We start from the raw sequence: 12,983 nt of genomic DNA, 5'->3' as shown, positions 1-12,983 counted from the left end.
GTCAATATCCGGTTGCAGCTTCGGCTGGCTCTCCACCCGTAAGCACATTCAAAACATCATCCAGCAGGCTGGAGGCGCCGAAGCGGAAGGTGGAGGGCATCGCCCAGTTGGGCTGCATGATGGTTTCTGCCAGACGAAGATAAAGCGTAGCATCGGCAACCGTGCCGATCCCCCCAGCAGGCTTGAAGCCAACCTTCTTCCTGCTGTCGCGGATGGCCTGCAGCATGATGTCTGCCGCCTCAAGCGTGGCGTTGACGGCCACCTTACCGGTGGAAGTCTTGATGAAATCAGCGCCTTCGGCAATAGCAATCTCGCTGCTGCGGCGGATGAGGGTCTTGTCCTTCAACTCGCCGGTTTCAAGGATGACTTTCAGCAGGATCGGCTCGGGGCAAGCTTGGCGAACTGCCGCCACCATCTCCGCAACCGCGGCTTCATCGCCTGCGATGAACTTGCGATAGGGAATGACCAGATCGATTTCATCTGCACCGTCGGCGATGGCGCGCTCGGTTTCCGCGACGACGGTGGCGACATCAAGATCGCCGGACGGAAAATTCACGACGGTCGCGATGCGGATCGAATGGTTGTTGCCGAAGGCCGTACGCGCCTGGGCGACGAAGCGCGGCCAGATGCAGATGGCCGCCGTGTTGCCAAACTGCGTATGGGCTCTCTGGCAGAGGCTTGCAATCTGCTCCGGCGTGCAATCGTCTTTCAGATTGGTCAGGTCCAGCAAGGACAAAGCGAGGCTGGCTGCTTCGCGCGGGCGCTGAAGTTCCATGCTTAGTTTCCTCCCGAAATCATTTCCGTTAAAACGGCGGCAAGACGTTTGCCGCCAATCGGAGCCATGTCCTTGGTCTCGTCATGGCTCAGTTCTGCACCGGTCATGCCGGCACCGTAGTTTGTAATAACGGAAGCTGCGGCAACGCGCATCCCGAAAAAGCGTGCAAGGATCACTTCCGGTACGGTGGACATGCCCACAGCATCGGCACCAAGCGTGCGCGCCATGCGAATTTCGGCGGGCGTTTCGAAGCTTGGGCCGGAAAACCACATATAGACGCCGGAAAACAGCGGGACGGTCGCACGGATCGCCGCATTGCGCATGGCAAGCGTCAAATCCGCATCGTAAGCGCTGGTCATGCCGACGAAGCGCTTGTCGCTCTCCTCGCCGATCAGCGGGTTCATGCCCGAATAGTTGATGTGATCGGTAATCTGCATCACAGAACCGGGCGGCATATCCTGGCGAACCGAGCCCGCCGAGTTGGTGAGAATCAGGGATTGGACACCGATACCGGCCAGCGCCTCGATTGCCGGGCGCATGGCGGATGCATCGCCCTTTTCGTAGTAATGCACACGGCCGGACAGCATGATGACCGGCTGGCCGCCGAGATACCCGGCCACCACTTCACCGGCATGGCCGGAGACGGCACTTTCCGGAAAACCTGGGATATCCGAATAGGGAATGCGGATCGGGTCTACGACCTCATCCACCAGCACGCCGAGGCCGGAGCCGAGCACGATGGCTGTGCGGGGAACAAGCCCATTCAGCCGTTCCACCAAAACGTCGATGATCGCGTGATCCATCTTACAACTCGGTCTTGAAGCTGAAGGGCAGAAGTTCGTCCATGGTCATCACCTTCTGCACGCCGCTCTCGTCACAGAGATAGACCTTCGTTTCAGCGCTTGCGAACTCTGCAATCTTCTGGCGGCAGCCGCCGCAAGGGGGGCAGAGCGCCAGCTTTTCTGCGATGACCGCGATCTCCTTGATCTGCCTGGCGCCGCCCATCACCATGGCGCTGATGGCGGAAGGCTCCGCGCACCAGCCCTGAGGGAAGGACAGGTTTTCGATATTGGCACCCTTATAGACCTTGCCATCTTCGGCACGGATCGCAGCGCCCACCGGGAACTTCGAGTAGGGCGCATGGGCAAAGCCCATGGCCTCACGGGCGGCTTCGAAGAGCGCGTGGGTCGTCGGTTCGTTCAGCATCGATCAACGCTCCTTGGAGTAGGCAACACCACCGGCCTTTGGCGGCTTGGCGACGCCGATGAAACCGGCGAGCAGAATGCAGGTGAGGATATAGGGCAGCGCCTGGAAGATCTGCACCGGCACTTCGCCGATGCCGGGGATCGCCTTGCCCTGCATGAAGTTCGCCATCGCATCGAGGAAGCCGAAGAGAAGGCAGGCAAACATGACCGGGACCGGCTTCCACTTGGCGAAGATCAGAGCGGCAAGTGCAATATAGCCCTTGCCGGCAGACATGTTGGCAATGAAGGCTGCCGACTGCGCAACGGCAAGATAGGTACCGGCAAAGCCGCACAGGAAACCGGCAACGATGACGGCGCGGAAGCGCATCCATGCCACAGAAATGCCAGCCGTATCTACGGCACCTGGGTTCTCACCGACAGCGCGCAGGCGAAGGCCGAAGCGCGTGCGGTAAAGCACCCACCAGGAAATCGGCACGGCCAGGAAGGCGAGATACGTCAAGATGTTGTTGCCGGAAATGACATTGGCGTAGATAGGGCCGATGAAGGGCACCTCACGCATCATGTCCACACCCGGAAGAATGATCGGCGTGAAACGGCCCTCGCCGGTAATCTGCGGCGTGCGTCCGCCCTGGCCGAACCAGGCTTGACCCAGAACGACGGTGAGGCCAGCGGCGACGAAGTTCAGCGCCACGCCGGAGACGATCTGGTTGCCGCGGTTGGTGATGACGGCAAAGCCATGCACCAGCGAGAAGAAGATCGAGATACCGATACCGGCGGCAAGGCCGGCCCATGGGTCTTTGGTCAGATAAGCAACGCAGGCGGATGCGAAGGCGGCAGCCAGCATCTTGCCTTCCAGGCCGATATCGAACACGCCGGCGCGTTCGGAGAATAGCCCCGCAAGGGCGGTAAACAGAAGCGGAATGGTCAGGCGGACGGTCGAACCGAGAATGCTGACCAGCATGTCAAAGCTTTCCATGGCCTTACCTCTTCACGAAATTCTGGTAGATGCGCACAAGCGCGGGGCGATACATAAATTCAAGGGCACCGGCGAACAGGATCACCAGACCCTGGATGACGACGATCATCTCGCGGGTGATGTTGGGCATCTCAAACGAGAGATCCGCGCCGCCCTGGTAGAGAATGCCGAAGAGCAACGCCGCAAAGACGATGCCGAGCGGATGGCTTCTGCCCATCAGCGAGACGGCAATCCCGACGAAGCCGGCACCTGCGACGAACTCCACCTGAAGACGGGCTGACGCCCCCATGACCGGGTTCAACGCCATCATGCCAGCAAGACCGCCGGAGATCAGCATTGTGATGATGACCGTGCGCGAATAGGGCATACCGGCATAGATAGCCGCTTGCGGGCTGAAACCGAGAGCGCGCATCTCATAGCCAAGCTTGGTACGCCAGATCAGCACCCACACCAGAAACGCCATGACGAGCGCGATGATGAAGGACACATTGAAGGGCGCGGGGCCAAGCTTGAGGCCGAACAATGCCATCAGCCAATCGAGCTTCGGCAACTGTCCGCCGGGCAGGAATGTGCGGGTTTCCGGCGCCATCTTGCCCGGAACGATCAGCACGTTGACGAGCAGATAGACCATCAATGCCGCGGCAATGAAGTTAAACATGATCGTGGTGATGACGATGTGGCTGCCGCGCTTGGCCTGCAGCCAGCCGGGAATGAACGCCCAGGCAGCGCCGAAGACAGCGGCACCGATGACGGCGAAAGGCATCGTCACATACCAGGGAACGTAACGGTCGAGCGTGAGCGCCACGAGTGCCGCACCCAGACCACCGATATAGGCCTGTCCTTCCGAGCCGATATTGAAAAGCCCGGCATGGAAGGCGACGGCGACGGAAAGGCCGGTGAAGATGAAGCTTGTCGTATAGAACAGGGTAAACCCGATGGCGTCGCCACGACCGAGCGCGCCTTCGATCAAGAGACGAAGGGCTGCGAAGGGATCTTCGCCGATCGACCAGACGACGAGGCCTGAGATGAAGAAGGCCGTCAGGATGTTCAGAAACGGCAGAAGGCCGTATGTGATCCAACCGGGCAGGGGAACGGAAGCTGTACTCATGTGTGTGGCCTTATGCGGCAATGCCGGCCATCATCAGGCCCAGCGTCTGTTCTTCGGCTTCCGCCGTCTTTTCTCCAACGACCCGGCCGGCAAACATAACCAGAATGCGGTCCGAGAGCGAGCGGATTTCATCCAGTTCAACGGAGACCAGAAGGATGGCCTTGCCCGCATCGCGCATGTCGATGATGCGGCGGTGAATGAACTCGATCGCCCCGATATCGACGCCACGCGTTGGCTGGCCAATGATCAGCATGCTCGGGTCGCGCTCGATTTCGCGCGCAACGACGATCTTCTGCTGGTTGCCCCCGGAAAAATTGGCAGTCTTCAGCCGGGCATTTGGTGGGCGGATATCGTATTTCTCGATCTTTTCGACCGCATCCTTACGAATGGCTTCGGGATCGAGAAACGGACCTTTTCCATAGCGTTCGTCACGATGATAACCGAGGATCGAATTCTCATATTCCTCGAATTTCAAGATCAGGCCCATATGGTGGCGGTCTTCCGGGATATGGGCCAGACCGAGTTGGCGCAAGATGGCCGGATCGACCTTGTCCACCTGCTTGCCACCGATCAGGATTTCACCCGAATGCGGCTTGCGAATTCCGGCAATGGCTTCCAGGAGTTCGGACTGACCGTTTCCGGCAACGCCTGCAATGCCGACGATTTCGCCAGCGCGCACATCGAAGGAAACATTATCCACCATGGTCACGCCACGGCTGTCCTTCACCGTCAGGTTACGAACCGAAAAAAGAACCGCGCCAGGCTTGGCCTCACCCTTTTCGACGCGCAGCAGAACGCGGCGACCGACCATCAACTCGGCCAGTTCTTCCACCGTCGTCTCCGACGTCTTGCGCGTTGCCACCATCTCGCCGCGGCGCATGACAGAGACCTCGTCGGTAATCGCCATGATTTCGCGCAGCTTGTGGGTGATGAGGATGACCGTCTTGCCCTGGTCGCGCAACACGCTCAGAATCTTGAACAGGTGATCGGCTTCGGCAGGCGTCAAAACGCCGGTCGGCTCGTCGAGGATCAGGATTTCTGCGCCGCGATACATGGCTTTCAGGATTTCCACGCGCTGCTGCAGTCCGACCGGCAGATCCTCGATGATCGCATCCGGATTGACCTCGAGGCCATACTCATCCTCAAGGCGCTTCAATTCCTTGCGGGTGGCCGCCGTGCCCTTGGACAGAAGAGCGCCGCCCTCCGCACCGAGCATGACATTTTCCAGCACGGAAAAATTTTCGACCAGCATGAAGTGCTGGTGCACCATGCCGATACCGGCGTCGATGGCAGCCTGGCTGTCCTTGATGGTAACGGGGTTGCCGTTGACCCGGATTTCACCGGAATCGGCCTGATAGAAGCCGTAAAGGATCGACATCAGGGTCGACTTGCCGGCACCGTTTTCCCCGATGATGCCGTGGATGGTCCCCTTGGCAACGGTCAGATTGATATTTTTATTGGCGTGAACGGCACCGAACGACTTGTCGATGCCCACGAGCTCGATTGCAGGGTTCATACTCAAACCAAAACCTCTCCGAAGGCTGGATATGAAAAGGGCGCAAGATGAAAAACATCATGCGCCCCTGTCAAATTTCATATCATTTCGGGCAGGAATTGTCCGACATGTAGTCGTGAACCTTGACGGCGCCGGAGATGATGTCTGCTTTCGCCTTGTCGGCAGCTGCCGCCATTTCAGGCGTGATCAGAGCCTTGTTGTTGTCATCGACAGCATAAGCCACGCCATCTTCCTTGACGCCGAGCGCGTTGACGCCAGCGGTGAACTTGTCGTCTTTGACGTCCTTGAACGCGTTGTAGACGGCGAGATCGACGCGCTTGACCATCGATGTCAGAACCGAGCCCGGATGCAGGTGGTTCTGGTTGGAATCGACGCCGATCGAGTACTTCTTGTTGTCAGCCGCAGTCTGCAGAACGCCGAGACCCGTCGCACCGGCTGCCGCGTAGATCACGTCCGCGCCCTGGTCGATCTGGTTCTTGGTGAGTTCACCGCCACGCACCGGGTCGTTCCAGGCCGCACCCGTCGTGCCGGTCATGTTCTGGAAGACTTCGATCTTGTCATTGGCAGCCTTGGCGCCCTGGGCGTAGCCGCAGGCGAATTTGCGGATCAGCGGAATGTCCATGCCGCCGATGAAGCCGACCTTGCCGGTCTTGGACGCCATGCCGGCGAGCAGACCCACGAGGTAGGAGCCTTCTTCTTCCTTGTAGACGACCGAGCGTACATTCGGCAGGTCGACGACGGAGTCGACGATCACGAACTTGGTGTCGGGAAATTCTTTAGCCACTTTCTCCATCGCGGAGGTCCAGGCAAAGGACACTGCAACCACCGGATTGAAGCCGCGGCTTGCGAAGTTGCGGATCGCCTGTTCACCCTGCGTGTCGCTGGTCGGCTCGAAATCGCGGAACTCGATGCCGGTTTCAGACTTGAACTTCTCAGCACCCGTTGCAGCAGCTTCGTTGAACGACTTGTCGAACTTGCCGCCCGTTCCGTAGACCAATGCAGGCTTGATATCCGCGGCCAAGGCGGAAGCCGACATCGCAGCAAGCGCGAAAAGCGTCAGAAGGGATTTTTTCATTTTGCAGCCCTGTTGTTGCAGTTTAATTTTATTAAAAAGGGTCCTCCCGCAAGCCCTTATGCTGGGCATGTTCTGCGGAAAAGCCAGCCTTGTGGGCTGAGCGTGAGGAGCATCCTTGCACGGCTGCGAGAAAAATTCACCCGTTTTTTTTGCCCGGTGGAAAACCTCTTTTCTGGTGGTTTTTTAATCTCTTCCACCGGGCAGTTGCCATACAACTAGGCGATGTTGCAGGTCACGCCGGTTCCCCTCAACCCGCAATAGCCGCCCGGGTTCTTGGCGAGATATTGCTGATGGTAGTCCTCGGCATAATAGAAGATATCGAGCGGCTCGATCTCGGTGGTGATCTTCGGACGATGACCGGCCGTTTCCAGCGCTTGTTGGAAGGCATCGCGGGCGGCCTTGGCTTCGGCGAGTTGCGCATCATTGGTCGTATAGATTACCGAGCGATAGGTCGTGCCGACATCGTTCCCCTGACGCATGCCCTGGGTCGGATCATGTTCTTCAAAGAAGATCTTCAGGAGTTGAGCCAGCGTCACCTGTGACGGGTCATAGACCACCTTGACCACCTCGGCATGGCCGGTCAGCCCTGTCGTGGTTTCCTGGTAGTGCGGGTTACGGGTCATTCCACCGGAGTAGCCAACCGCAGTGACGTAGACGCCGGGCGTCTTCCAGAACAACCGTTCGGCACCCCAGAAGCAGCCCATTCCGAGATAGATCGTTTCAAACCCGTCGGGGTAGGGGCCTTTCAGGCTTCTTCCATTGACGAAATGGTGTTCCGGCACGACCACCGCCTCATCCCGGCCGGGGATCGCGGTCTCTGCGGTCGGCATCACTGTCTTTTTTGAAAGGGTATCGAATCCAAACATTGCAGTCTCCCTGCGGCGATCGGCGCCGCGTTCCGCTCTCATGCAGTGTGGGATGCTGGTATCGTCAGGCCGCAAAACGACCGAGCGGTCTTGGCTTTCGGTAGCCTGCCATCCAGAAAAGCAGCGAAAGCCCAAGAAGAACCGCGAAGGCAGGAACGGCATTCAAGCCGTTTTCGATCCAGCGCCACGCTTCCGGGTGAATATAGTGTGCCGTCACGCTTTCTGCCATGGCAAGCGAGGAAGGAAAAACTTCCGCCCAGCCTTCGCGAAAGCTCAAGAGATCGACGGAGGATGTGGAAACCGAGCGGATGGAATCGAAGACGCCAACGCCAATTGCGCACAGAAGAAGCAGAAAGCTAAGAAACCGGAACAAGGCTTTCATGGCAGGACTCCCCGGCGGCTTACTCAACAGGACAGTCGCCCAAGGCGACCTTCTCCTGGTTCTGGATAAAGTCCGAAGCAGCGCTTTGCAATCTCCTCATGAACAGCCTTTTCACAGACATTTAAAAAAACTGTCAGAATCGGGTTGATCGCCGCGAATTCATCGGTATATATCGCGCCGTTCCAGTGATTTGCATTTCCCAAACATGCAGATTGTAAAGAAGGACAGGTGGCCGAGTGGTTTAAGGCGCACGCCTGGAACGCGTGTGTGCGTGAAAGCGTACCGTGGGTTCGAATCCCACCCTGTCCGCCATTTCGCGCTTATAAATTCTCACGATATTTTTGGATTTCGAAAGATCTCGCGCATTGCGTGGCTCTTCTTGTCGTTGCTTTGCGCTCCGCGCACCCCTCCCAAAATTAAAACTTGTCCATGTTACCAAAACTTAAGGTGATTTTGGCGTGATAAGGATGTTTCCTGAGACTGGAAGGTCTCAACGATACGGTGGGCGTATCGCGGCTTTCTCCATCAAGTCGGACCCCCCGCATGAAAAAAATCTGGATACTCTTCAGCATACTGGTTGTCGTCGCTGTTGCGGCTTGGCCGTTTCGTGACGAGATCCCCTATATCAAATCGTTGCCTTTCGTCGCTTCGCAAGGGGCCGTGACGCACACGGCTTCTGCTGATGGAAAGGCCGGGGGAGACAAGGCCGCCGCCCAGGATGGCGGCGGTCACGACCGGGCGAAGGGCCAGGGCGGCGGGCGGCGCAATGGTGGTCCGCCTGCAGTTTCGACAGTCACCGTCGAAGAAGCGGCCTTGCCTATGGATGTGGAAGCGACCGGCTGGGCTGTTGCTGCGGATGCCACCAACATCGCCCCGCGTGAAGCGGGTACGGTCGCGTCTGTGGCTGCCACGAGTGGCCAGGAGGTCAAGGCGGGCGATCTCATCATCAAGATGGATGATCGCTTTGCGAGCGCTGCCGTTGCCAAGGACAAGGCCAACATTGCGTCCGATCAGGCCAGTCTGGCACAGGCACAGGCGGCATTCGATCGCGCGACCGCTCTTGCCAAACAGAGTGCGGAGTCCCAACAGGTGCTGGATCAGGCCCGCGCAGCCCGCGACATGGCCGCCGCCAAGATCGATGCCGACAAGGCAACATTGCAGTCCGATGAGGCAACCCTTCAGGACACCGAAATCCGCGCGCCCTATAATGGTCGCCTCGGCATCATCACCATAAGCCCTGGCGCCTATCTCAGTGCCGGTGTGACGATTGTCAGCATCACCCGCTACGATCCGATTTACATGCAGTTCAGGCTGCCTCAGCGCTATCTGGAGCAACTGCGTGAAGGGATGAAAAACGGCGCGACGGTCGATATCGACCCGGTGGCAACCGGCGGAACGCCGATCCAGGGAAAGCTTGCCTATTTCGACAACACCGTCGACCAGGCATCGGGTACGGTGCTGGTAAAGGCCGCGTTCAAGAACGACAAGGGCCTGGTGTGGCCCGGGCAGTCCGCCGACGTCGTCGTTCACTTCCAGTCGGATCAGAAGCAGATCGTTGTGCCGACAGTGGCGCTGAGGGCGGGACCAAACGGGCAATTCGTCTACACCGTGGATGACAGCCACCATGTTCACATGACGCCTGTCGATGTCATCCGCTCGAACGGCAATATGACGGCGATCGCCAGCGGCCTCTCTGCCGGACAACGCATCATCGTCGAAGGACAGTCGGAATTGACGGATGGTCAGACGGTCGTCGATACGCCGGAAGCTGCCGCCGGTCAGCCAAACAAAGTTGCACAGAACGCGCCCGCTACGGAGATTGCCCAGTGATCGCACGTTTTTGCATCAATCGCCCCGTTGCGACCATCCTTCTTGCGATCGGGCTGACGCTCGCTGGCTTTGCCGGCTACAGGCTCCTGCCTGTGGCGGCGCTGCCAAAAGTGGACTTTCCCACCATCAACGTCTCGGCGTCGCTCTCCGGTGCCTCGCCGGAGACCATGGCGACCTCGGTCACGACACCGCTCGTCAAGCAGTTTGAGACCATTCCCGGCATCAGTGAAATCAGCGCCACCAACACGCTCGGCAACGCCTCCATCGTCATCCAGTTCGATCTGAACCGCGATATCGATGCAGCTGCAGCGGATGTCCAGGCGGCCATTTCGCGCGCGCAGCGACAGTTGCCGAGCAACATGACCACCGCGCCGAGCTACCGCAAAACCAACCCGGCGGACGCGCCGGTCCTGTTGCTGGCCGTCAACAGCAAGGAGATGCCGGCAAGCAAGGTGGACGATATTGCTGAGAACATCATCTCGCCGCTGCTCTCGACAATTTCAGGCGTGGCGCAGGTGAGTGTTTACGGAGCAAAAACCTATGCGGTGCGGGTGGGTCTAGAACCCTCCAAACTTCAGGCCCGCAATCTTGGCGTCGATACGGTCACGACAGCCATTGCACAGGCGAACAATCAGGTCCCGGTCGGCGCGCTGGAAAACAAGAGCCAGCGCCTGACGATTGATGCCGATACGCAAAGAACCAATGCAGAGGAGTTCAAGTCGCTGGTCGTCGCCACCGCAAACGGTGCGCCGATCCATCTGGGTGATGTCGCCAATGTGCAGGATGGCGTGGACAATCCGGATGCCGGCAGCTGGTTCGACGGCGAACCCGCCATCATTCTCGCCGTCCAGCGCCAATCGGATGCCAATACGGTCGATGTGGTGAAAGCCATACAGGACAAGTTGCCGGCGCTTCGCGAACAATTGCCGCCCTCGATCAACATCCATGTCATGAATGACACGTCCGTTGCGATCAAGGACGCCGTTTCGGATGTTCAGTTCACACTGTTCCTGACCATCGCGCTGGTTGTCCTGGTCATCTATCTCTTCACCGGACACCTGACCGCGACCATCATTCCAGGCCTTGCCGTTCCCCTGTCGCTGATTGCGGCCTTCGGCGCCATGTATGTCCTGGGATACAGCATCGACAACATCTCACTTCTGGGGCTGACGCTCTCGGTCGGTCTCGTGGTGGATGATGCGTTCGTCATGCTGGAGAATATTCTGCGCCTGCATGAAGAGGGGCTGCCCATGCGTGAAGCCGCACTTAAAGGTGCGGCGGAAGTCAGTTCCACCATTCTGTCCATGTCGATATCGCTCGTTGCCGTGTTCATCCCTATTCTTTTGATGGGCGGTGTGGTTGGCCGCCTGTTCAACGAATTCGGCATGGTGGTGACGCTTGCCATCCTGGCATCGGCGCTCGTGTCCCTGACGGTGACGCCGATGCTCGCTTCGCGCCTGTCGTCTCATTCCTCCAGACCGCCGGCGATCATTCGCTGGTTCGATGCCGGTTTTGACCGGACGCTCGGCGTTTACGACCGCGCCGTTGGATGGTGCCTGCGCCATCGCGGCTTTGTTCTTTTGTGCTTCCTGGGCTCGGTCGCAGCATCCGGCCTGCTGTTCTGGACCCTGCCATCCAGCTTCTTCCCGCAGGAAGATATTGGTCAGCTGTCGGTCTCGACCCGTGCGCGTGAGGACATTTCCTATACGGACATGAGTGACCTGCAGAACCAGGTGGCGGCAGCGATCCGCACCAACCCCGCCGTCCTGCATGTCACCTCCATCGTTGGCGGCGGTTCGCGCAGCCCGCTGAACAATGGCTCCATGTTCGTGCAGTTGAAGCCGAAAGCGGATCGAGAACCGCTCCAGCAGACACTGGCTGAGCTCACCAAGGCAACCGCGAAGATTCCCGGTATCAGAACCTACATCACGCCGCAGCAGAGCCTTCGTTTTGGTGGCCGCAGTTCGGCCTCGCAATATCAGCTCGTCGTACAGGGCCTGAGCGCCGATGCTACAAGCCTTTGGTCGGGCAAGCTGATGGACGAGATGCGCAAGGACCCGACATTCACGTCCGTCACATCTGACGCGCAGAATGGCGCGATTGCCGCAACCATCGTGATTAATTCCGAGAAGGCAGCCGCCTACGGCATTACCAACGATCAGCTGCGCAAGACGTTGGAAATGTCTTTTGGTGGCTATGACGCCGCACAGATCCAATCGACGGGCAACAGCTATAATGTGATCGTCGAGTTCGATCGCTCCAAGCCCTGGACGGCAGACTCTCTGCGCGACATCAATATTCTCTCCACCAAGACCAACACGCTGGTGCCGCTGTCCAACTTTGCCACGGTGGAGAGCAAGCCGGCGCCGGTTGCCATCAACCAGACGGGACAGCTGGTCTCGACCACCATTTCCTTTAATCTGCCGGATGGTGTCTCGCTCAGCCAGGCCATGCAGCGCATCGATCAGGTCAAGGCGCAGATCGGCCTTCCCAACGATGTCTTCACCACCTATGGCGGCACGGCAGCAATCTTCCAGCAGTCACAGGGCAATACCGGTCTGCTGATCTTGGCCGCGGTGCTGACCATCTACGTGGTGCTGGGTGTTCTCTATGAAAGCTTCATCCATCCGCTCACCATTCTGTCGGGCCTGCCGGCGGCAGCCTTCGGTGCACTCCTGGCGCTTAAAATCATGGGCATGGATTTTTCCATCATCGCCCTGATCGGCCTTCTGATGCTGATCGGCATCGTCAAGAAGAATGCGATCATGATGATCGACGTGGCGGTCGACAACATGCGCAGCAAGGGAGAGGCGGCGGCTGTCGCCATCCACGAGGCCTGCGTGCGCCGTTTCCGCCCGATCATGATGACCACCTTCTGCGCGCTTCTCGGCGCGTTGCCGATCGCGCTTGGCTCCGGTGCCAGTTCCGAACTTCGCCAGCCTCTGGGTGTCGCGGTGGTCGGTGGCCTGCTGGTCTCACAGGTCCTTACTCTCTTCATCACGCCGGTGATTTTCGTCGAGATGGAGCGTGCGGGCCAAGCTCTTGGCAGGCTGTTCTCACGCCGTCACACGATGGAACATGAGGCCAATAGCGAGACGGCCAGCAAGCCCAACAAGGCGGCCGCATGATTGCGCCGCTTCGGAAGGCACAAAAAAAGCCCGGTCTCCCGGGCTTTTGAAATTTTACAGCATCGGCCCGAAAATCGGAATCGATTTTCGGAAAGCACGATGCGTAGATCAAAGAAGATAGA

11 protein-coding genes and 1 tRNA gene are annotated in these 12,983 nt (G+C 58.7%); 3 read left to right on the top strand and 9 right to left on the bottom strand.

What is annotated here, in order from left to right:
* Position 1: 1 nt before the first annotated feature.
* From deoC to EYC79_RS02475, 9 genes are all read right to left on the bottom strand, one after another.
* Entirely contained in the window at positions 2-775 is a 774-nt protein-coding gene (deoC, locus tag EYC79_RS02515; RefSeq protein WP_130977053.1) for a deoxyribose-phosphate aldolase, read from the bottom strand.
* A gap of 2 nt (positions 776-777) precedes the next feature.
* The gene (locus tag EYC79_RS02510) at positions 778-1,578 is read right to left on the bottom strand and encodes a purine-nucleoside phosphorylase (RefSeq protein WP_112520052.1); all 801 of its coding nucleotides are present in this window, start codon (positions 1,576-1,578) and stop codon (positions 778-780) included.
* A gap of 1 nt (position 1,579) precedes the next feature.
* A complete protein-coding gene (locus tag EYC79_RS02505) occupies positions 1,580-1,981 on the bottom strand; it encodes a cytidine deaminase (RefSeq protein WP_113178801.1) in 402 nt (133 codons plus the stop codon).
* 3 nt (positions 1,982-1,984) lie between these two features.
* Positions 1,985-2,956, bottom strand: coding sequence for an ABC transporter permease (locus EYC79_RS02500; RefSeq protein WP_130977052.1), 972 nt, complete (start codon positions 2,954-2,956; stop codon positions 1,985-1,987).
* A gap of 4 nt (positions 2,957-2,960) precedes the next feature.
* Positions 2,961-4,064, bottom strand: a complete 1,104-nt coding sequence (locus EYC79_RS02495; RefSeq protein ID WP_062427202.1) for an ABC transporter permease — start codon at positions 4,062-4,064, stop codon at positions 2,961-2,963.
* Between the two features lie 10 nt (positions 4,065-4,074).
* Complete coding sequence (locus tag EYC79_RS02490) at positions 4,075-5,580, bottom strand: ABC transporter ATP-binding protein (protein ID WP_130977112.1); 1,506 nt, start codon at positions 5,578-5,580, stop codon at positions 4,075-4,077.
* Positions 5,581-5,662: 82 nt separating this feature from the next.
* Positions 5,663-6,655 carry a BMP family lipoprotein gene (locus tag EYC79_RS02485; protein ID WP_062443185.1) on the bottom strand — a complete coding sequence of 331 codons (993 nt, stop codon included), beginning with the start codon at positions 6,653-6,655 and terminating at the stop codon, positions 5,663-5,665.
* Positions 6,656-6,870: 215 nt separating this feature from the next.
* Positions 6,871-7,521, bottom strand: coding sequence for a peptide-methionine (S)-S-oxide reductase MsrA (gene msrA / locus EYC79_RS02480; RefSeq protein ID WP_062427199.1), 651 nt, complete (start codon positions 7,519-7,521; stop codon positions 6,871-6,873).
* 64 nt (positions 7,522-7,585) lie between these two features.
* The gene (locus tag EYC79_RS02475; protein WP_062427198.1) at positions 7,586-7,903 is read right to left on the bottom strand and encodes a hypothetical protein; all 318 of its coding nucleotides are present in this window, start codon (positions 7,901-7,903) and stop codon (positions 7,586-7,588) included.
* Between the two features lie 222 nt (positions 7,904-8,125).
* On the opposite strand from EYC79_RS02475, the gene EYC79_RS02470 reads away from it, so the two are divergent.
* The 3 genes from EYC79_RS02470 (at position 8,126) to EYC79_RS02460 (ending at position 12,861) form a co-directional block, all read left to right on the top strand.
* Positions 8,126-8,215: transfer RNA gene (locus tag EYC79_RS02470), tRNA-Ser, on the top strand.
* A gap of 231 nt (positions 8,216-8,446) precedes the next feature.
* On the top strand, positions 8,447-9,733 hold the full coding sequence (locus EYC79_RS02465) for an efflux RND transporter periplasmic adaptor subunit (RefSeq protein WP_130977051.1): 1,287 nt from the start codon (positions 8,447-8,449) through the stop codon (positions 9,731-9,733).
* Positions 9,730-12,861: an efflux RND transporter permease subunit gene (locus EYC79_RS02460; RefSeq protein ID WP_130977050.1), complete on the top strand. Its 3,132-nt coding sequence runs from the start codon at positions 9,730-9,732 to the stop codon at positions 12,859-12,861. Before EYC79_RS02465 ends, EYC79_RS02460 begins: the two co-directional genes overlap by 4 nt.
* Positions 12,862-12,983: the final 122 nt, after the last annotated feature.

Source organism: Agrobacterium cavarae, from assembly GCF_004310285.1.
GTDB lineage: Bacteria > Pseudomonadota > Alphaproteobacteria > Rhizobiales > Rhizobiaceae > Agrobacterium > Agrobacterium cavarae.
This window is presented reverse-complemented; position numbering and strand designations above follow the sequence as displayed.